This window comes from Ruegeria sp. YTSC192, from assembly GCF_059609705.1.
Genome location: NZ_JBXWMG010000006.1, coordinates 182183 through 201569 on the forward strand (window position 1 = coordinate 182183; position 19387 = coordinate 201569).

Below are 19387 nucleotides of genomic sequence, written 5' to 3' on the forward strand. Positions count from 1 at the left end.
CTTTTTGAGAACATTTGTGAACTTTATGGATACTTCTGTACTAACCCACTGAAATCAAACGGATCGCCTGATCCTGTTTCATCAGCCAAAGCAGAACACGCGCGGCTTTTCCCCGGTCCGAGGTCAGTTTGGGATCGGCATTCAACAACGCCCGCGCGTCAGATTGCGCCACGGCCATCAATCCGGCCTGCCGTTCCAGATCCGCAATGCGAAACTTGGGCAGGCCCGACTGGGCGGTACCAATCAGATCACCGGCGCCACGCATCTGCAAATCGGTCTCGGAAATGCGAAAGCCATCCTCGGTTTCGCGCAGGACCTCCAAGCGCTTGCGGCCACCCTCACTCAGCGGCGCCTGATACATCAGCAAACAGGTCGACTCCGCATCCCCCCGACCTACCCGTCCGCGCAACTGGTGCAGTTGAGCCAGACCAAAAATCTCGGCCCGTTCGATCACCATGATCGTGGCATTCGGGACGTTCACGCCCACCTCAATCACCGTTGTTGCCACCAGAACCTTGGTTTCACCTGTCTGGAACGCGATCATCGCGGCATCTTTTTCGGCAGGCGGCATTTGCCCGTGGACCAGACCAACGGTGCCCTCGCCCAGGATGGCGCGCAGCCGTTTGAACCGCTCTTCCGCCGCTGTCAGGTCGGACACTTCGGATTCGTCGACCAGCGGACAGACCCAGTAGCATTGCCGCCCTTCCTCAATGGCGCGGCGCAGATGGGCGACGACCTCGTCCATCCTTTCCGTACTCACAACCGCGGTCTTGATCGGCTTTCGCCCCGGCGGCTTTTCATCCAGAACCGAGACATCCATGTCACCATATTGCGCCAGTGCAAGACTGCGCGGGATCGGCGTGGCCGTCATGACCAGAACATCGGCACCCTGCCCTTTTTCCGAAAGCTCCATCCGCTGGCGCACGCCAAAGCGATGCTGTTCGTCGACAATCGCCAGACGCAGCGCCTTGAACGCCACATCATTTTGGAACACCGCATGGGTACCCACGAGTATCTGGATATCGCCAGCCTGCAAAGCGGTGAGCTTGGCCCGACGCTCGGCCCCTTTGTCACGTCCGGTCAGGATTTCCAACACGACGCCAGCCTCTTCGGCCAGGGGGCGCAGTCCTTCAAGATGCTGGCGCGCCAGAATCTCGGTCGGAGCCATCATGACCCCCTGCCCGCCTGCCTCGACCGCGACCAACAGGGCCATGAAAGCCACCAGAGTTTTGCCCGCACCTACATCGCCCTGAAGCAACCGATTCATGCGCGCATCCGAGGCCATATCGCCCACGATTTCATCTATCGCCCGCGCCTGTGCACCCGTCGGCCGGTAAGGCAGGCTCGCCAGAACCTTGGATTGCAACGCGCCCGTGCCGACACTGACAATTCCGCGCGCCTTGCGTTCCCGCTGTCGCGCCAGAGCCAGTGTCAACTGATGCGCCAGCAACTCATCATAGGCCAAACGCGCGCGCGCGGGTGCGAAGGAGGCCACGTCATCTGCCCCTTGAGGGTTGTGTGCGGCCTGAATTGCTGCGTGCCATGCAGGCCAGTTCTGGCTGCTGATCTGCGCCGGATCAGCCCATTCGGCCAGCTCTGGAGCGCGCGCCATTGCGCTGCGCACGGCCTTGAACATGGTCTTTTGCGTGATCCCCTGCGTCAGGTGATAAACCGGCTCAAATTCCGGTATGTCCGAGGCTTGATCTACAGGCAGCATGTGATCGGGATGCACCATCTGCGCCATGCCGTCGAACAGTTCCAACTTGCCCGAGATCACACGGCGCGATCCTTCCGGAAGGATTTTCTTGAGGTAGTCGCCACGCGCGTGAAAGAACACCAGTTGGAAATCGGCCTGACTGTCCTCGACATGGACCCGATACGCACCGCCCCTGTTCCGAGATGGACGATGCGGGCCGACCGTCACCTCAACCGTCAACGTCGACGGCAGATCAACCCCTTGGATCGTGTCGCGCCTGCGTCGATCAATCACCGCGTATGGTAGGCCAAACAGAACATCGCGCGGGCTTTCCATCCCGGCCTGCGCCATCGCCTGAGCGGTCTTCGGGCCAACGCCTTCCAAGGTTTCGACCCCTGCAAACAGGGGAAACAGGGGTTCCGGCCGTCCGCTCATGCGCCGTCGATCAGCTGCAACCAGCCATCCTCATCGAGGGTTTCGATCCCCAGCTCTGCCGCTTTTTTGGCCTTCGAACCAGCACCCGGCCCCGCAACCAGAATATCGGTCTTCTTACTGACCGACCCTGAGACTTTGGCCCCCAACGCCTCGGCCCGTGCCTTGGCTTCGGCGCGTGTCATCTTTTCGAGCGTGCCGGTGAAAACCACGGTCTTGCCCGCCACCGGGCTTTCCGACGCAGGCGCATTAGGTGGCACGACAGTCAAATACGCCTTGAGCGCATCAAAGGCCTGTCGTTCCTCAACATTGGCGAAAGCGTCGGACAGAGCCAGACCGACCGTCGCACCGATCCCGTCAACCGCAATCAGATCCGACCACGCGGCCGAGGCCTCCTCGGGCACGGACATTTCCGCGATGGTGGCGGTGCGGCTTTCCTTGATCCGCGCCCGACGCCCTTCAGCGGCCGCGGCCATCCGTTCCGCTTCTTCCGCTTGATCCGCGGCGCGATACGCAAGCGCCGCCGGTCTCGCGGTATCGACCGCTTGGGACATTGCCTCCCAGTCGCGGTAATGCAGCGCAAGATCACGCGCGACGACCTCGCCTACATGACGGATGCCAAGGCCGAACAGCAAGCGGGCAAAGGGGATGGTCCGCTTCTCATCAATGGCCGCAAACAGATTGCTGGCCGAGGTATCCCCCCATCCTTCGCGATTTTTCAAACGGGACAGCGCACCGGAGTCCCGTTTTTGCAGATCGAAGATATTGGCAGGCGTTTTGATCGGCAGGACGGGATCTTCATAGAACATCTCGATCTGTTTTGCGCCCAAGCCCTCGATATCGAAGGCCTTGCGAGACACGAAATGTTTTAACTTCTCAACAGCTTGCGCCGGGCATATCATGCCGCCCGTACAGCGCCGCACCGCGTCACCTTCTTCGCGTACCGCCGCACTTCCACACTTCCCACACTCATGAGGGAATTCATACGGAACTGCATCTTCGGGTCGTTTCGACAGGTCGACATCGGCGATCTTGGGGATCACATCCCCGGCGCGATAGACCTGCACCCAGTCCCCCTCGCGAATGTCCTTGCCATCCCGGATGGTGCCCCCCTTGGCGTCACGCCCCGCGATATAGTCTTCGTTGTGCAGCGTAGCATTCGACACCACAACTCCACCAACCGTAACCGGATGCAAACGCGCAACGGGGCTGAGCGCGCCGGTGCGACCAACCTGAATGTCAATCGCTTCAAGCCGGGTCCAGGCCAGCTCGGCTGGGAATTTATGCGCGATGGCCCATCTGGGTGTCGTCGATCGAAACCCGAGACGGGCTTGCAGGCCAAGGTCATCCACCTTGTAGACCACACCGTCGATATCATAACCAAGCGTCGCGCGCTGTTCTTCGATCGACCGGTAGTGCGCCAACATATCCTGCGTTGTTTTGCACAACCGTGTCAGCGAATTGGTCGAGAACCCATAGCTTTTCAGACGCTCAATCGCCCCATCTTGCGTGTCTGCCAGAGGCGCCGACAGCTCTCCCCACGCGTAGGCAAAGAATTTCAGCGGTCGTGCGCGGGTGATTTCAGCATCGAGCTGTCGCAGGGAACCGGCCGCAGCGTTGCGGGGGTTAGCGAAGGGTTTGCCGCCAGCCTCGGCCTGACGTTCATTTAGCGCTTCGAAATCCGCATGAGACATGTAAACCTCACCACGTACTTCCAGAATATCGGGAGCATCTTGGATCGTATGCGGAATATCAGAGATTGTTCGGGCGTTCGCCGTCACGTTCTCACCCACCTCACCATCGCCCCGTGTGGCGGCTTGAACCAGGTTTCCTTCTTCATAGCGCAAAGACAGAGAAAGTCCGTCGATCTTGGGTTCAGCCGTGTAGGACAAGGGCGCATCCGTCGACAGGCCAAGATATTTGCGAATCGAACGGTCGAAATCGGCGACATCTTCATCATCAAACGCATTGCCCAGTGACATCATGCGCTGGGCATGCGTTACTTTGGAAAACCCATCGGCAGGGCGCGCACCAACCTGTTCGCTTGGACTGTCAGAACGTTTGAGATGGGGGAATTTCTCTTCTATTTCGACATTTCGCCGTTTCAGCGCATCGTATTCGGCATCCGAAATCTCGGGCGCGTCTTCCCCGTGATACAGCCTGTTGGCCTGCAACAACAGGTCTGAAAGACGCGCAAGTTCGACGCGCGCCTCACCTTCTGTCAGGTCTGCTATCGAGATGGAATTGCTCATGGCCCCGCCCTGTCACTTTAGTCTGGACCTCAGTGATAGGGCGAGGTCATGGCCAGGTCCAGATGTGCTGAGCCGTGAGTGGAGATGCCACCCTCTGGACCATAGGTGGCAAGTGTCTTTGGGCGTCAGGCGTTAACCGCCATCCGCGTCTCATCGAGGGAGTTGCTTTGCGGGTCGCGCAACACATAGCCGCGTCCCCAAACGGTTTCGATATAGTTGTCACCGCCCGTCGCATTGCTAAGCTTCTTGCGCAATTTGCAGATAAACACGTCGATGATCTTCAACTCGGGTTCATCCATCCCGCCATAAAGGTGGTTGAGGAACATCTCTTTCGTGAGGGTTGTACCCTTTCGCAGGCTCAACAGCTCGAGCATCTGATATTCCTTGCCGGTCAGATGCACCGTCTGACCATCAACTTCGACTGTTTTTGCATCCAGATTAACCGCAACCCGGCCGGTATGAATCACCGATTGCGAATGGCCTTTAGAGCGGCGAATAATGGCGTGGATACGGGCGACCAATTCTTCGCGGTGGAACGGTTTGGTCAGATAATCGTCTGCGCCGAAACCGAATCCCTTGATTTTGCTTTCGGTGTCATCAGCACCGGACAGGATCAAAATTGGCGTTTCCACCCGTGCGATACGCAACTGGCGCAGAACCTCATGCCCATTCATATCCGGCAGGTTCAGGTCCAAAAGAATGAGATCGTAGTCATAGAGTTTCGCCAGGTCGATCCCTTCTTCCCCCAGATCCGTCGCATACACGTTCAGGTTTGCATGCGTCAGCATCAGCTCGATGCTCTTGGACGTGGTCGGATCATCCTCGACAAGAAGTATTCTCATTTCACTGCTCCAATTCGGGTCAATAATTCCAATTAAAATCAAACCTGACCAAGAATGGTTAATCTTGCGTTACCGTTGAATCATTTATTCACCCTCATCCTTAGGTTGTCGATACTTTTTAAGCGCGGTGACTTTCAATGCCTCAACGCCATGCTCGGCCACGGCGGATACCCAGATGTTGAACTCCTCATCGCTGATGCCATACCGTTTCTTGGCCTCGGACAAGGAAATAAGGCCATACAACACCCCGCGCACGACCAGAATCTTGCGCGACGCCACCCAACGCCGCGTATCCGGCGGCGGCAGATCGGCTTGCGACAAAATCGTGCCATCCGGCAGATTTACGGACCGCGGACCTTCAACTTTGTGCAAATACATCTCTCAACCCTTTTCTGTTGCGACAAAGCTGACACCAGCCTACTTAATGCCGCGTGAAACCGCCCCTTGAGAGTGTCTAGAATTTTCCTATATTCTGCCGGTCTTTCTTAACCCGGACTGGAATCGCTATGGCCCTCGCCGCCGAGACCCAACTCAATTCGCTTGGCTTTGCCAAACCGCCCTCGGAAACGCGGGTGGTGGTTGCTATGTCAGGCGGCGTCGACAGCTCGGTCGTGGCCGCCTATCTGGCGGATCAGGGCTATGATGTCGTGGGCGTCACGTTGCAGCTGTATGACCACGGCGCTGCACTGGCCAAAAAAGGTGCCTGCTGTGCCGGGATCGATATCCACGACGCGCGCCGTGTGGCTGAAGAGCGTGGTTTCCCGCACTACGTTCTGGACTATGAGAACATCTTCAAGGACGCGGTGATTGACGAATTTGCCGACAGCTATCTGGCGGGCGCGACACCAGTGCCGTGCATCCGTTGCAATGAGCGGGTGAAATTCAAGGACCTACTGGAAACCGCCAAGGACCTTGAGGCCGACTGCATGGCGACCGGTCACTATATCCAGCGCATGATGGGGCCAAACGGGCCTGAGCTTCACAGCGCCGAGGATGCGAACCGCGATCAGTCCTATTTCCTGTTCTCGACCACGCCCGAGCAGCTGGATTTCCTGCGCTTCCCTCTGGGGCACCTGCCCTCGAAGGATGCGACCCGTGAAATGGCGGCGCAATACGGATTGGCCGTGGCGGACAAGCCCGACAGTCAGGACATCTGCTTTGTGCCCGACGGCAACTATGCCAGCGTCATCGAAAAGCTGCGCCCCGGTGCAGCCGAACCCGGTGAGATCGTCCATGCCGATGGCCGCGTTCTGGCACAGCACAACGGCGTGATCCACTACACGATCGGTCAGCGCCGCGGGTTGGGCATCGGAGGCCTGAGCGAGCCGCTTTACGTGGTGAAACTGGATGTCGACAAGAAGCAGGTCGTCGTCGGCCCGAAAGAGATGCTGGCCACCCGAACCGTTCCCGTGCGTGAGATCAACTGGCTGGGCGATGAACCCTTCACCTCACGCGACGAGTGGCATGTGTCGGTCAAAGTCCGCTCGACCCGCCCCCCGCGCGAGGCGATCATTCGGCCCCTGTCCGACACCACGGCCGAGGTCGAATTGCTGACACCCGAGGAAGGCATCTCGCCTGGTCAGGCCTGCGTGTTCTACGACCCCGGCAGCAGTCGCATTTTCGGCGGCGGCTGGATCTGGCGCGGCTATTAGGCCGAGACCGGTTTAACCTCGGGCTCGATCTGGATCTGAAGGGCGTCGTTGAATCGGTTGAACGCACCGCACAGGGCAATGCGCCATGTCAGCTCAACGATCTGCGCGTCGGTGAACCACTCTTTCAGGTCTAAGACCTCGGCATCGCGCATCCGGCCTGAGCGTGTAGTCACCGCTTCGGCATAGCGGACCACCGCCTTGTCACAGGCGTCCAGCTCGGGGTGATCCTCGACCTCCGGCAGCCGCGCCACGCCTTCTGCGCTGAGACCTGCCACGGTCAGCAAGGGCGTGTGATGCGACACGCAATAGTCACAGGCGTTCAGCTTTGAGACCGTGACCATCGCCAGCTCCAACGCGCGGCGCGGAAGGGTTGCCTGCGCGCGTAAGGTGGTGAGCATCCCGCTGACATGTTCCAGAACCGGAGGGCAATGCGCCGCCACCCGCGCCCAATTGTCAAAAGGCCCATATGCGCCCAATTCCGCATGCGCCGCGCGCGCGGCCGGTGTCATGTCATCGTCAGTCAAGGCGGGAATACGGGTCATCAGGGCTCTCCTTCTGGTGCCGGGTATCGCAAGCTGCGGGGCCATCCGCAACGCCGCCTTATTCACAACACCGGCAGCGATCAGAGTATATCGGTCGGCGAGTTCAGAAGAATGTAGAGCCCGACGCAGACCATGATATAGGGCGCGATCCTTTCTAACCGAGTGACGCGTGGGCCTAGTTTCTGCGCACGCGGTGCCCCCCATGCGGCGATGGCTGCCAAACTTGCCGAGGCACAACCCGCACCGATCAGGGCCGCCAACCGGAACGCGGGACTGGAATCTGCCAGCAAGGGTGTCATCACGGCGAATGTATCGACAGACAGGCTGAGGAACAGCGTCACAACCGAGGTCACAGCGCCCTTTGGCGCGTCGACTGTTTGCTCAACGCCTGAAATCTGGTGCCAGATACCGCGCAGGCCAAGTGCCAACGGAATGATCCCAAGATACCCGATCCACTCTGGCAGGCCGCTCTGGCTCAGGCCTGTGGCGATGGCCAGGGACAGGCACAGGACAATCCCATGCGCGACGGCAAACCCCATCACCGAGCGGCGATGATCCATCACCAGCATCAGCCCCAACAACACGGCCAGATTGTCGAGATTGGTCGACACCATCACAACCCCGGCCGAAATCGAAAAGAGCAGATACTCAAGCATCAGCCTTGGTCATCCGGGCCAATACGGCCTTGGCCGCGCGCAGGCCCGGTGCCTCTCCTCCTCGTCCCAGACGGTCCATCGTGACAGCCATGGCCTCATGCTGTGCCTCTGGGTATGCGGCGACGTGGGCCAGGGCTTCGGCGATCTGGTCGGACTGGCAATCGTCCAGCAGACACTCGGGCACTGTCCGCGTGTCCGAGACCAGATTGACCAGAGTCACCGTGTCCAGATGCACCATCCGCTTGGCGATCCGGGTTGTCAGCCAGTTGAGGTTATAGGCAATCACCATCGGCGTGGCCTGCGCGGCCAGTTCCAGTGACACAGTCCCTGACGCGGCCAAGGCCAGATCCGCCGCGGCAAAGGCCGCCCGCTTTTGCGCCACCGCCTGATCCGACGGCAATTCACGCGGATCAACCACCACGGGCGATCCGGGCCACGCGCGCAGATGCTCGGCCACCGTGTCGACCATATGGGCCACCGCCGGTACCACAACCCGCGTTTCGGGGCGGGTTTTCAGGTAGAGCGAGAGCGCCTCGCCAAATACCGGCGCGAGCCGATCAACCTCGCCCCGGCGCGACCCCGGCAAGGCCAACAACAGCGGCGCATCCCCAAGATCATAGGCGTCGCGGAAGGCCTTGATATCCTGTTCCGTCGCCTGCGGTTCGCTTGCTACCGGGTGGCCGACAAAATCGCACTCCATCCCCGCGCGCTCCATGTAGGATGGCTCGAAAGGAAGCAGAGCCAGCACGTGGTCGATCACCTTGGCCATCTTGTCGGCACGACCCGGACGCCAGGCCCAGACGCTGGGGGCCACATAGTGAACAGTGCGAATGTCGCTGCTCGCCTTGACCAGTTTGGCCACTCGCAACGAGAAATCGGGGCTGTCGATGGTGATCAGCACATCGGGCTGTGTCTCAAGCACGGCCTGCGCCGTCTCGGCAATTCGGCGCTTGAGGTGGAAGAACTTGGGCAGAACCTCAACCAGCCCCATGACGCTGAGTTCGGACATGGGAAAGCGGCTGTTCAGGCCCTGCGCCTGCATCAGAGGCCCGCCAACCCCGTCAAACGTGACATCAGGGATCAACGCCTTTAGCCCCTCCATCAACGCGCCGCCCAGCCGGTCGCCCGAAGGTTCCCCGGCGACCAGAAAAACGCGCATCAGACGGCCCGCTCGCGCACATAGAGGAACAGGCCAAGGCGGTTGCACTCGGCGACGACATGATCCCGCCGCAGCACCATCACACCGCCTTTTTCGATCACAATACCCGTCAGACCGGCGGCCACCGCATCGGTGACGGTTTCCGGGCCAATGGCAGGCAGATCAACGCGGCGATCCTGATCGGGTTTCGGGCCTTTGAACAGAACCCCACCGCCCGCATCCGGGCGCTGGGTCAACGATTGCAACATCCAGGCGGTGCCAAAAATGCTCTCAACCGCCAGAGCCTGCCCTTTCGAGACGGCACAAGCCTGACCGATATCCGCGCTGCCCATTGCGCGCAGAATACCTGCAGCGCGGTCGGCATCGCTCAGGTCGGCCTCGGACGGATGCGCCACGGTCAGGCATCCCAGCGGAGGCAGCAGATCCGGTGCGATCTCATGCGCGGCTTTGACGGTCAGGCCCGCATCTTCAAAGATACCAATCACAGCGCGCAATGCGCCATCATCGCCCGACATCATCGCCTTTTGAATGATCGGCACCAGAGGCATCGTAGCGGCATCGATCCGCGCCGGATCGACCTTGGGCCGCTGCACCGCACCCGCCATGCAGATCTGCGTCACGCCACGCGCCTTGAGATCCGCAAGAAAGCTGCCGAGCTGTTCCAGAGGGAAAACGATGTCCGCCGTCAGGTTCTCAGGCTCGAACCCCTCCATTGCGCAGACCAAGGGGCGCTCCGGCAGAGCGTCCACGACAGCCTCTGGCAGAACACCTGTTCCTGCGATCAAAGCCAGCATTTGTTTACTTCCTCGGCGTCAGGAACGAGCGATCTGACTGACCTGTGACGAACTCGACAATGCGCTGAACATATTCGCTGTCGGTACCCTCGCCCGCGCGATGAGCGCGTTCCTGAAAGGTCCCCTCGCCGCCGGACAGTTCCTTGAACGCCGCCCGCAAGGCCGAGATATCCTCACGCGATACACCGCGACGTTTCAGGCCAACAAGGTTCAGCCCGTCCAACTCGCCGCGTGGCGCTTGCACCAGACCGTAAGGAATGACGTCATTGGGCACCATGGTCAGCGCGCCGATAATGGCGCCACGACCGACACGTACCCACTGGTGCAACCCCGAGATGCCGCCGACGATCACGTCGTCTTCGACGATGCAATGCCCCGCCGCGCCCGCATGGTTCACCATGATCACGCGGTTGCCAATTTGTACGTCATGGGCCACGTGAACACCCGCCATGAACAGGCAATCGTCACCGATCCGGGTCACACCACCACCGCCTTCGGTGCCGGTGTTGATCGTCACATGCTCGCGGATGCGGTTGCGCTGGCCGATCTCAAGCCGCGTATTTTCACCCCCGAACTTCAAGTCCTGCGGAATCTCACCGATCACCGAGAAATTGAAGATCACAGTATCGTCGCCAACCGTAGTATCACCTGTGACGACCACATGCGTCTTCAGCTCGACCCGATCGCCCAGTTTGACCTGAGGACCCACGTAGCAGAACGGACCAATCACACAGTCCTGACCGATCTGTGCACCCTCTTCGATGATTGCGCTTGGGTGAATTCCGCTCATGTCGTTTTTTCCATGTCCCAATCGACATAGGCCGAGAATTCGGCCTCGGCTGCAACCTCGCCATTTACGGTTGCACGTCCGTGGAACTTGAACAGCTTGCCGCCCTTCTTGCCGCGCAGGGTTTCGACATGCATTTCCAGCACGTCACCCGGCACCACTTTGCGGCGGAATTTGCATTTGTCGATGCTCATGAAATAGATCAGCAGTTCGGTATCAATGACATCCATGCCGACGCCCAGCATCACGCCCGAAGTCTGTGCCATCGCCTCGACAATGGTCACACCGGGCATGATCGGCGTACCGGGGAAATGGCCCTGGAAATGAGGCTCGTTCATGGTGACATTCTTGATGCCTCGGGCTGAATGATAGCCGTCGATATCCACCACCTTGTCGACCAGCAAAAACGGATAGCGATGCGGCAATATCCGCTGAATCAGCTGAATGTCGGCGCTTTTGGTTTCCGTCGTCATCGTTCACTCGTCCCGTTGTTTGGATGTGTCAGTTTCCGCGTGGTTAGCAATACCGGCCCCCGAGGGCAAGCAAACCTATTCGCCTGTGCCGTCCGTCAGGCCGGTTCCATCGCCGATTGCGACATTGATGCGGGCAATCGCATCGTCGGTGATGTCGGACGTGTCGGCGCTGAGGAATACATTCGCGCGTTCCAGAACCACGGCGGCGCCCGTCTCGCGCATCAGTTCGATCAGAACAGGCTGCGCCAAGGCATAAAACGTCTGGCGGCTTTCTTCGCTGCGCCGGGCCAGAGCGTCCAGTTTGGCGCGCTGACCTTCACGATGCGATTGCACCTTTTCGTCGAAGGCCTGTGCCAGAGGGCGGAAATCCTCCGGGGTCAGCTCGGCGCGTTTCTGCGTCAGGTCTTTTTCTTCACTGCTGAGTTCCGCGACGATCCGCTCGTTTTCTTCCGCGAGCTGCGTGCCCTCCGCCTCGATCTCGCGCAGGACGCGCTGGCCGAAGGCCGAATCCGCGAACAACCGGTCACTTGAGATCGTCAGAACCAGCGGATCACGTACGCCCAATTGTTGCGCGGCTGCTTGGGACGCAAGCGCAAGACCCAGCAAAAGGCAAAGGGCCCGAACCGGGCCCCATGCTCGTCTGGTTATTCGCAACCGCATACCGGATCAGAACCGTGCCTGAACGGTGAGGTCAAAATTCTGCTCCTTGTCGAACTCTTCTTTTTTCAAAGCTTTCGAGAAGTTGAAGCGCAGCGGGCCGAACGGTGTTTCCCACAGAACCGACACACCGATGACGTGACGAATAGAGCCACCCGCCCCCACGATATTGGCACCCGCGGTATTTACGTCATTGACGTTGTAAAGGTTGCCGACGTCATAGAACAGACCGCCCCGCAGGCCCAGTTCTTCCGGCAGTCCCAATGGGAAGTCGCTTTCGAACCGCGCCACCCAGTAATAGTTGCCGCCGATCGCGTCGTCCTGTCCGTTGGACAGATCACGCGGGCCAAGACCGGCCGGTTCAAACCCTCGGAACGTGTTCGGCCCCAGTACGAAACGGTCGATGGTGCGGCTGAAGTCATTCCCCGACCAGTGCAGCGCACCGGCTTCAAGGGTTGCACGCAGAACGACCTCTTCATTCCACACTCGAGTTTGCGCAATACTGCGTGCCGTGGTCTTGAAGTATTTGTTGTCGCCACCCAAGCCCGCTGCATCAAATCCGAGTTCGAACAGAACACCGGCATTGGGGTTCAGGCCACCGATACGGCTGTCATAGACATAGGTCAGACCAAAAGAGCTGGTGACCCTCTCACCCTGTGCGATCTCTGATGTGATGACCGCGCCGTTCACTTCGTTGTCCTGCTGGGTCATTTCCGAGCGTTCCCAGCCATAGCGAACGCGCAGGGCCGAAAGCTCACCAATCGAATAGGTCAACTGTGGGTTAAAGAACACGCGGTCTGTATCGTAGCTGGCAAAGCTGGAGTTCGTGGTGGCAACCCCAAGCCCCAGGTCAAAGCGCAGCTTACGGCCCAATAGATACGGCTCGGTAAAACTCAGCGAGTATTGCTCAGAATCTTGCGCGGTCGAGATGGTCAGACCAAGGTTCTGACCCCGTCCCAGAAAGTTCGATTCATTCAAGCCGATGGCAACACCGAAACCATCCGAGACCGAGTAGCTACCCCCAAGACTGAGAGAGCCGGTCGGCTGTTCCTCGACATCCACATCCAGAATTACCTGACTGGGCGAGGAACCTTCACGCGGCTCAACCTCGGCATTGGCAAAGAAGCCCAACGCGTCGATCCGCTCGGCTGCCTGACGGATTTCACGCGGGTTGAACGGGTCGCCTTCGACTGTGTCAAACTGACGACGGATCACCCGATCCAGCGTGGTTGTATTGCCCTCGATATCAATGCGTTCCACGAAAATCCGCGGTCCACGGCTGAGGACGAATTCTACATCCAGCGTCAGATCACGCGGGTTGCGTGTTACACGCGGCTCGACCCGCAGGAAGTCCACGCCCTGCTTCAAGCCCAACCTTTCCTGACGCGCAATCGAGTTCTCGATCAGGGTCGGCGAATAGGTCACGCCCGGTTTGATTTTCAAGGCATCTTGATAGATCGACGCATCCACACCCGGGATCTCGCTGACGGTAGTGATTTTCCCGAACGAGAATTTCTGCCCTTCGGTGATATTCATAACCAGGAAAAAGGCATCCCGTTCGCGGGTAAATTCAACGTTTGAACTGTTTATGCGGAAATCAACATATCCGCGCGACAGGTAGAAATCCCGGATGACCTGCTTGTCGAATTCGATCCGGTCCCCGATGAACGTATCGTTGCGGAAGAACGTCCGCAGAAAAGTCGCCTGTTTGGTTTCAAGTACACGACGCAGACGGCGGTCGGAATAGGCCCGGTTGCCGACGAAACTGACACGCTCGACCTCGATCGTGGTACCTTCTGCAATCTCGAACACAAGATCGACGCGGTTGTCGTTCCGGCGGATGATGCGCGGGATCACGGTTGCCGACACCCGACCTTGGGCAGAGTACACTTCGGCAATCAGATCAGCGTCGGCCTCGGCCGCCTGTGGTGTGTAGACACGGCGCGGCTCGGACGAGATCACATCCAGCAGAAGGTCATCTTTGACGCGACGATTCCCTTCGATGCTGATCTGGTTGATTGTCGGATATTCCTGCACCTCGATCACCAGAGTCGAGCCCCGAGGTGTCAATTCGACTGTTTCAAAAACACCACTGTCAAGCACGCGCTGATACGCGTCATTCAACTGACCGGCCGAGACCGTCTGCCCCGGTTCGATTCCCGTCCGCTGGATGATTGTGCCCGTTTCGATGCGCCGGTTCCCCTCAACCTCGAACGAGTTGATGGTGAAATTTTGCGCCTGCGCAGACTGCGGCAAGGCCAGCAAACCTATTGCCGCAGAAAGAAAAAGAAATGATCGTGTGCGCCACAAAATCTTGTTTGTTGTCATCTGCCCTCCGCAGGATGTACCCGCGCCTCGCCCGTCAGCCATTTTTTCTCAACCCAAAAATTTAGGACTTTAATGCTGAGTAACGGGATTGAATGCGCTTGTCAAAACTCCAAAACCATCAGAGCGACGATAGGTCACCTGACACGCATTCTTGAAGAGTTTTCGGGGAATCAGAGACCGGCGAGATAAGCGCCGCCAGCTAGCGCCAGCGCCGTCAGGCCAAAGCCCAAAAGAAGGTCCCAGTTCAGAACAAACAGAACGCTGACACTCTGATAGGATTTTTGAATAGCTTTGGTCATGGCCGCCTCATTTTCAGCGGCCATTTTCTACGCCCGAAATGCGGCATCAATGCGGCGCGAATGCGCCCCTTGCGCCACAATCAGCAGAACAGATCGTTACTGACCGAGAAAACCATGAGGCTGAGAACAACCGTAATCCCGAGGGTCATCAAAATCCGCAGGGCCTTGTCGCTGGGCGGTTTGCCCGAAACGGCCTCATAGGCGTAAAACACCAGATGCCCTCCGTCCAAGGCCGGGATCGGGAACAGGTTCAGCAGACCCACAGCGGTTGAAAGGACCGCAATGAAAAAGATGAAGTTCTGCGCACCCTGACTGGCCATGGCGCCCGAGGTCTCGGCGATTCCGATGGGCCCCGAGATATTGCAGGTGCTGATCGCGCCGGTAACCATATGCCACATCCCGGACAGAGAGCCTTCGATGATGCGCCCGGTCTGCCCCACACCGCCAACCAGCGAATCCCAAAGACCCGCAGGCTCGGTCGCGGGTTGCAGCATCATGCCGCCGACAATCCCGATCCGCCAATGGGTGACGAAACCTCCATCTGGCTGCGGCTCGTCAGTGCGACGCGGGGCGAGCGCGAATTCAAGATCGGCGCCATCGCGCCAGACATTCAGCAGCAACACCCGACCATCCGAACCTTCGACATGTTCTTTCAGCTGCTCGAAAGCGAAGATCGGATCTCCATCGACCGAGGTGATGACGTCGCCACTTTCCAACTGGATATCGAACGCTGCGCTGCGCGGCGTAACCTGCTGAATCAACGGCGGGAACAACCATGGGGCCGAAACATCCAGCGTTTCGCCGTCGCGCAGGACCGTATAGTCCAACACTTGTTCGACGGGCAGCGCATCGGTGAAATCGCTCCACGCGCCTTCTTCATCGAAGTCAGGGACTTCAATCCCGGCAATTGCCAGTATTTCATCACCTTCGCGCAGCCCCTGCTCAGTTCCTGGCAGCGGCTTCAGTTCGCCAACCGTCAGTGGCTCACGCGTGACGCCCTGAGACCAGAAGATCAGGCCAAAGACCAGAATGGACATGACGAAGTTGAACACCGGCCCCGCCGCCACAGTGGCGGTTCGCGCCCACAGGGGTGCGCCGTGCATAGTATGGCGCAGATATTCCGGCTGCTGCTGCGCGATGTCATCCATCGCATCTTCATCCTTGCCCGAGGCCGCATTGGCATCGCCAAGGAACTTCACATAGCCACCAAAGGGCAACAAGGCGATCTGCCACCGCGTGCCGCGCTTGTCCACGCGGCTCCATAGGACAGGGCCGAACCCAATCGAGAACACCTCGGCATGAATGCCGGACCAGCGGCCGACGATGTAGTGCCCGTATTCGTGAACCGCGACGATCACGGACAGGGCAATTACAAAGGCCACAATCGTCCAGAGCAAATTTCCGAACTGAGGGATCAGCGAAAGTACGTCCAAAATTCTATCCTGCTCGTTTGATCACGGCTTCATCCGCCCACTGCCGTGCGAGATGGTCCGTTTGCTGTACGTTATCAAGGGTCAAAGGGGCGTTAATAAGGCCATCCTCGGCGTCAAAACGGTCCAGAACACGCGAAACGACATCCGCCATATTCGTGAACCCGATCTGGCCCGCGATGAAGTGATCCAGCGCGCGCTCTTTTGCGGCGTTGAAAACGGCCCCCGAAAGGCCACCGCGCGCCATCACATCGCGCGCCAACTGCAGCGCGGGATAGCGGTTCAGGTCGGGATGGGAAAAGCGCAACTGGCTGAGCTGAGCCAAGTCCACCCGATCAACCGGCAGGTTGCGCCGTTCGGGCCAGTGCAGAGCATAGCCGATCGCATGCCGCATATCCGGCGGGCCCAGATGCGCCATCAGCGCGCCGTCTCTGAACCCGACCATCGCGTGTACAATGGATTCGGGATGCACCAGAACCTCGATCTGGTCAGGGTCGACCCCAAAGAACTCTCGGGTTTCAATAACTTCGAGTGCTTTGTTGAACATCGATGCGCTATCAATCGTGATCCGCTGCCCCATGTTCCAGTTCGGATGGCTTGAAGCTTGCACGACGGTCGCAGATGCCAGATTTTCCAACGGCCAATCCCGGAACGCTCCGCCACTTGCGGTGATGATTACACGCTCAACCGCGTCCATATCCTCACCAACCAGAGCCTGAAACACCGCCGAGTGCTCACTGTCGACGGGCAGCACGCGCGCATTGTGTTCACGGGCCGTCTGCAACACCAGGGTGCCTGCACAGACCAGGGTTTCCTTATTGGCCAGCGCCAGCGTTGCACCCTGCTTCAACGCCTCAATTCCGGGGGCCAGACCAGCGGCGCCAACGATGGCGGACAACACCCAGTCCGCGGGGCGCGCCGCGGCTTCGGCGATCGCGCTCTGGCCTGCCGCAACCTCGATCCCGCTGCCGCGCAATGCTTCGCGCAGGTCCTGCAAGCGGTCCTCATACGCGGTGACGGCGAATTGCGCACCAAGCCGCCGGGCATCCTCGGCCAATTGACCGATATTCGCGCCACCTGTCAGGGCGACCACATCATAGAATTCTATATCTCGCGCAATGAGATCAACAGCATTCTGGCCAATTGATCCCGTCGCCCCTAGGATCGAGACTTTGCGCATCACATCTCTCCGGGTGCGTAAACCAGCCCTGCGATCAGCACAAACACCGCCGCACCCATCATGCCATCAAACCGGTCGAGAAAACCGCCATGCCCCGGTATGAGGTTCGAGCTGTCCTTGACGCTGAATTTCCGTTTGACCGCACTCTCAACGATATCACCTGCCTGACTGGCCATCGACGCCAGAACCGAAACCAGAACGAACGGAACTCCGAACCCGCCGTGCATTGCGAATCCCGCGCCAACAAGGCCCGCAGCGACCCAGCCACCAGCCGTACCCGACCATGTCTTCTTGGGGCTGACCTTGGGCCAGAATTTCGGGCCACCAATGGCCTTTCCCACGAAATACCCGGCAACATCCGTGGCCACGACGACGGCGATCAGCCAGATCATCCAGCCGAAGCCCATGTTTTCTCGAATGGAGATGAACCCCAGACCAGCGCCCGCGATCCACAAGGCGAACAGAAAGTACAACCCGCGCGAACGGGTGATCTGCCCTGCCCCAACCAGCGCCGGAGCTACCAGGAATGGCAGCTTGTAGAGCGGCGGCACATGAAAGCTGAGGATCACCGCAACCCCGGTCAGAAAACCAAGCTGCACAGCCATACCCACGCGCCGTGGTTCGATCATGCGCACCAGTTCCCAGGTCATTAGACCGCAGGCAACCGCGATGAAACTTTCGAACCACATCCCGCCCAGCCAGACCTCAACCGCGCCGATTGCGACCAAAACGATCGCCGACAGAATCCGTGCGGTCAGATCAGACCATCGGCCTTCGCTCATGCCAGAACCGCTCCGAAACGCCGCTCGCGCGAGCCATAGCTACGGCACAGACGTTCCAATTCCACAGCGGTGAAATCCGGCCACAGGGTGTCGATGAACTCGTACTCGGAATAGGCCGACTGCCAGAGGAGAAAGTTCGAAATCCGTGCCTCTCCGCTGGTACGGATTACCAGATCGGGATCGGGAAGAACACGTGTATCCAGATACTTGGGCAGGGTTTCTTCATCCACATTTTCAGGCTTCAGCCGTCCTTCGGCCACATCCCGTGCCAGACGTTTCGTAGCCCGCGCCACCTCATCCCGGCCGCCATAGTTCAACGCGACGGTTAGGTGGACCAAATCGTTGCCCTGCGTCTCTTCTTCCAGCGAATCCATCAAATCGATCAGCTTGGCATCCAGCCTCAGCCGATCGCCGATAAAGCGCACACGAATGCCGTTCTCGGCCAGGGTGCGGGTTTCCTTGATGATATAGCGCCGAAACAGGCTCATGAGGCCAGCGACTTCGACCTGAGTCCGCTTCCAGTTTTCCGTCGAAAACGCAAAAACGGTTAGGTATTTGATGCCCAACCCCGGACAGGCCTCGACCACCTCACGTACGCGCCGCGCACCTGCGTGGTGACCAAAAAGCCGAGGGCGGCCACGCGCCTGCGCCCACCGACCATTGCCATCCATGATAATCGCGACATGCTTTGGGCCAGCCTGCACGTCCGTATGGGGATCCTTGGGCATCAGTACCGGCTCAGACCTGCATGATTTCCGACTGCTTGGTCTCAAGCGCGGCATCAACAGCTTTGATCATCGTGTCGGTCAGATCCTGAACTTCGCTCTCCCAGAACTTCTGGTCATCTTCGGACATTCCGTCCGATTTCGCTTTCTTGATCTGATCCATACCGTCCCGGCGCACGTTGCGGATCGAAACCCGCGCGCTTTCAGCATATTGCCCGGCAACTTTGCCCAGCTCGCGGCGGCGTTCTTCGTTCAACTCGGGGATCGGCAGCATGATAATGGTGCCGTTCAGCTGGGGGTTGATGCCCAGGCCGCTTTCACGGATCGCCTTTTCAACCTTGCCCACAAGGCCCTTGTCCCAGACATTCACCGTCACCATCCGAGGTTCAGGCACGTTGACCGTGCCAACCTGGTTGATCGGTGTCATCGAGCCATAGGCATCCACCATCACCGGCTCCAGCATCGAGGCCGAGGCCCGCCCGGTGCGCAGAGAGGCAAATTCAGTTTTGAGATTGGACATTGCGCCGTCCATGCGGCGTTTCAGATCGTCGGTGTCCAGTTCGAAGTCGTCAGACATGCTGCTCACTCCCCGTCTTCAAGTGCTGTTTGGATGGGTCTTAAGCCATCGCATTTGGGATGTATAGCAATCATGAGCATGAATTGTGGCAATGACCAGAACTGTTTCGGTCCTTTTGCCGCCC

At 59.1% G+C, this 19387-nt stretch carries 19 protein-coding genes; 1 reads left to right on the top strand and 18 read right to left on the bottom strand.

Translation table 11 applies throughout. The features are described 5' to 3' along the window. Positions 1-40 precede the first annotated feature (40 nt). The 4 genes from recG to sciP all read right to left on the bottom strand — a co-directional run bounded on the left by recG (position 41) and on the right by sciP (position 5600). Positions 41-2131 carry an ATP-dependent DNA helicase RecG gene (gene recG / locus AC2FD8_RS11055; RefSeq protein WP_496856073.1) on the bottom strand — a complete coding sequence of 697 codons (2091 nt, stop codon included), beginning with the start codon at positions 2129-2131 and terminating at the stop codon, positions 41-43. Continuing rightward, positions 2128-4380 carry an NAD-dependent DNA ligase LigA gene (gene ligA / locus AC2FD8_RS11060; RefSeq protein WP_496856075.1) on the bottom strand — a complete coding sequence of 751 codons (2253 nt, stop codon included), beginning with the start codon at positions 4378-4380 and terminating at the stop codon, positions 2128-2130. Before ligA ends, recG begins: the two co-directional genes overlap by 4 nt. A gap of 125 nt (positions 4381-4505) precedes the next feature. Next, complete coding sequence (ctrA, locus tag AC2FD8_RS11065; RefSeq protein WP_170466869.1) at positions 4506-5222, bottom strand: response regulator transcription factor CtrA; 717 nt, start codon at positions 5220-5222, stop codon at positions 4506-4508. An 84-nt stretch (positions 5223-5306) separates the two neighbouring features. Further along, positions 5307-5600, bottom strand: coding sequence for a CtrA inhibitor SciP (sciP, locus tag AC2FD8_RS11070; protein WP_496856077.1), 294 nt, complete (start codon positions 5598-5600; stop codon positions 5307-5309). A gap of 128 nt (positions 5601-5728) precedes the next feature. Between sciP and mnmA the strand changes: the two genes are divergently transcribed. Then, positions 5729-6874, top strand: a complete 1146-nt coding sequence (gene mnmA, locus AC2FD8_RS11075) for a tRNA 2-thiouridine(34) synthase MnmA (RefSeq protein WP_496856079.1) — start codon at positions 5729-5731, stop codon at positions 6872-6874. Here the strand turns inward: mnmA and AC2FD8_RS11080 are convergent. From AC2FD8_RS11080 to frr, 14 genes are all read right to left on the bottom strand, one after another. Further along, a complete protein-coding gene (locus AC2FD8_RS11080; protein ID WP_496856081.1) occupies positions 6871-7416 on the bottom strand; it encodes a carboxymuconolactone decarboxylase family protein in 546 nt (181 codons plus the stop codon). The genes mnmA and AC2FD8_RS11080 overlap by 4 nt on opposite strands. A gap of 80 nt (positions 7417-7496) precedes the next feature. Further along, positions 7497-8072, bottom strand: a complete 576-nt coding sequence (locus AC2FD8_RS11085; RefSeq protein WP_496856083.1) for a hypothetical protein — start codon at positions 8070-8072, stop codon at positions 7497-7499. Then, a complete protein-coding gene (lpxB, locus tag AC2FD8_RS11090) occupies positions 8065-9231 on the bottom strand; it encodes a lipid-A-disaccharide synthase (RefSeq protein WP_496856084.1) in 1167 nt (388 codons plus the stop codon). Before lpxB ends, AC2FD8_RS11085 begins: the two co-directional genes overlap by 8 nt. Then, on the bottom strand, positions 9231-10025 hold the full coding sequence (locus AC2FD8_RS11095; protein WP_496856086.1) for an LpxI family protein: 795 nt from the start codon (positions 10023-10025) through the stop codon (positions 9231-9233). The genes lpxB and AC2FD8_RS11095 overlap by 1 nt, the downstream gene beginning before the upstream one ends. A 4-nt stretch (positions 10026-10029) precedes the next feature. Further along, the gene (gene lpxA / locus AC2FD8_RS11100; RefSeq protein ID WP_496856087.1) at positions 10030-10815 is read right to left on the bottom strand and encodes an acyl-ACP--UDP-N-acetylglucosamine O-acyltransferase; all 786 of its coding nucleotides are present in this window, start codon (positions 10813-10815) and stop codon (positions 10030-10032) included. Further along, complete coding sequence (gene fabZ, locus AC2FD8_RS11105) at positions 10812-11285, bottom strand: 3-hydroxyacyl-ACP dehydratase FabZ (protein WP_496856089.1); 474 nt, start codon at positions 11283-11285, stop codon at positions 10812-10814. Before fabZ ends, lpxA begins: the two co-directional genes overlap by 4 nt. A 75-nt stretch (positions 11286-11360) precedes the next feature. Beyond that, positions 11361-11945, bottom strand: coding sequence for an OmpH/Skp family outer membrane protein (locus AC2FD8_RS11110; RefSeq protein WP_496856091.1), 585 nt, complete (start codon positions 11943-11945; stop codon positions 11361-11363). A gap of 6 nt (positions 11946-11951) precedes the next feature. Further along, positions 11952-14270: an outer membrane protein assembly factor BamA gene (bamA, locus tag AC2FD8_RS11115; protein ID WP_496856093.1), complete on the bottom strand. Its 2319-nt coding sequence runs from the start codon at positions 14268-14270 to the stop codon at positions 11952-11954. Positions 14271-14440: 170 nt separating this feature from the next. Next, positions 14441-14569 carry a hypothetical protein gene (locus tag AC2FD8_RS11120; protein WP_496856095.1) on the bottom strand — a complete coding sequence of 43 codons (129 nt, stop codon included), beginning with the start codon at positions 14567-14569 and terminating at the stop codon, positions 14441-14443. 80 nt (positions 14570-14649) lie between these two features. Further along, positions 14650-16002 (bottom strand): RIP metalloprotease RseP, encoded by a 1353-nt coding sequence (gene rseP / locus AC2FD8_RS11125; protein ID WP_496856096.1) that lies wholly within the window; start codon positions 16000-16002, stop codon positions 14650-14652. A gap of 4 nt (positions 16003-16006) precedes the next feature. Beyond that, a complete protein-coding gene (dxr, locus tag AC2FD8_RS11130) occupies positions 16007-17179 on the bottom strand; it encodes a 1-deoxy-D-xylulose-5-phosphate reductoisomerase (RefSeq protein WP_496856098.1) in 1173 nt (390 codons plus the stop codon). Continuing rightward, complete coding sequence (locus AC2FD8_RS11135) at positions 17179-17961, bottom strand: phosphatidate cytidylyltransferase (protein WP_496856100.1); 783 nt, start codon at positions 17959-17961, stop codon at positions 17179-17181. Before AC2FD8_RS11135 ends, dxr begins: the two co-directional genes overlap by 1 nt. Further along, positions 17958-18689 carry an undecaprenyl pyrophosphate synthase gene (gene uppS, locus AC2FD8_RS11140; protein WP_496856102.1) on the bottom strand — a complete coding sequence of 244 codons (732 nt, stop codon included), beginning with the start codon at positions 18687-18689 and terminating at the stop codon, positions 17958-17960. Before uppS ends, AC2FD8_RS11135 begins: the two co-directional genes overlap by 4 nt. A gap of 10 nt (positions 18690-18699) precedes the next feature. After that, positions 18700-19263 (bottom strand): ribosome recycling factor, encoded by a 564-nt coding sequence (gene frr / locus AC2FD8_RS11145; protein WP_170373774.1) that lies wholly within the window; start codon positions 19261-19263, stop codon positions 18700-18702. Positions 19264-19387 lie beyond the last annotated feature (124 nt).

Excerpts from the sequence above, each read along its gene's own strand:
- sciP (WP_496856077.1), bottom strand. The coding sequence starts at position 5,600 with ATGTATTTGCACAAAGTTGAAGGTCCGCGGTCCGTAAATCTGCCGGAT.
- AC2FD8_RS11135 (WP_496856100.1), bottom strand. The coding sequence starts at position 17,961 with ATGAGCGAAGGCCGATGGTCTGATCTGACCGCACGGATTCTGTCGGCG.
- AC2FD8_RS11085 (WP_496856083.1), bottom strand. The coding sequence starts at position 8,072 with ATGCTTGAGTATCTGCTCTTTTCGATTTCGGCCGGGGTTGTGATGGTG.
- dxr (WP_496856098.1), bottom strand. The coding sequence starts at position 17,179 with ATGCGCAAAGTCTCGATCCTAGGGGCGACGGGATCAATTGGCCAGAAT.
- lpxA (WP_496856087.1), bottom strand. The coding sequence starts at position 10,815 with ATGAGCGGAATTCACCCAAGCGCAATCATCGAAGAGGGTGCACAGATC.
- mnmA (WP_496856079.1), top strand. The coding sequence starts at position 5,729 with ATGGCCCTCGCCGCCGAGACCCAACTCAATTCGCTTGGCTTTGCCAAA.
- fabZ (WP_496856089.1), bottom strand. The coding sequence starts at position 11,285 with ATGACGACGGAAACCAAAAGCGCCGACATTCAGCTGATTCAGCGGATA.
- uppS (WP_496856102.1), bottom strand. The coding sequence starts at position 18,689 with ATGCCCAAGGATCCCCATACGGACGTGCAGGCTGGCCCAAAGCATGTC.
- AC2FD8_RS11120 (WP_496856095.1), bottom strand. The coding sequence starts at position 14,569 with ATGACCAAAGCTATTCAAAAATCCTATCAGAGTGTCAGCGTTCTGTTT.
- bamA (WP_496856093.1), bottom strand. The coding sequence starts at position 14,270 with ATGACAACAAACAAGATTTTGTGGCGCACACGATCATTTCTTTTTCTT.
- AC2FD8_RS11080 (WP_496856081.1), bottom strand. The coding sequence starts at position 7,416 with ATGACCCGTATTCCCGCCTTGACTGACGATGACATGACACCGGCCGCG.
- ligA (WP_496856075.1), bottom strand. The coding sequence starts at position 4,380 with ATGAGCAATTCCATCTCGATAGCAGACCTGACAGAAGGTGAGGCGCGC.
- AC2FD8_RS11095 (WP_496856086.1), bottom strand. The coding sequence starts at position 10,025 with ATGCTGGCTTTGATCGCAGGAACAGGTGTTCTGCCAGAGGCTGTCGTG.
- frr (WP_170373774.1), bottom strand. The coding sequence starts at position 19,263 with ATGTCTGACGACTTCGAACTGGACACCGACGATCTGAAACGCCGCATG.
- AC2FD8_RS11110 (WP_496856091.1), bottom strand. The coding sequence starts at position 11,945 with ATGCGGTTGCGAATAACCAGACGAGCATGGGGCCCGGTTCGGGCCCTT.
- lpxB (WP_496856084.1), bottom strand. The coding sequence starts at position 9,231 with ATGCGCGTTTTTCTGGTCGCCGGGGAACCTTCGGGCGACCGGCTGGGC.
- recG (WP_496856073.1), bottom strand. The coding sequence starts at position 2,131 with ATGAGCGGACGGCCGGAACCCCTGTTTCCCCTGTTTGCAGGGGTCGAA.
- ctrA (WP_170466869.1), bottom strand. The coding sequence starts at position 5,222 with ATGAGAATACTTCTTGTCGAGGATGATCCGACCACGTCCAAGAGCATC.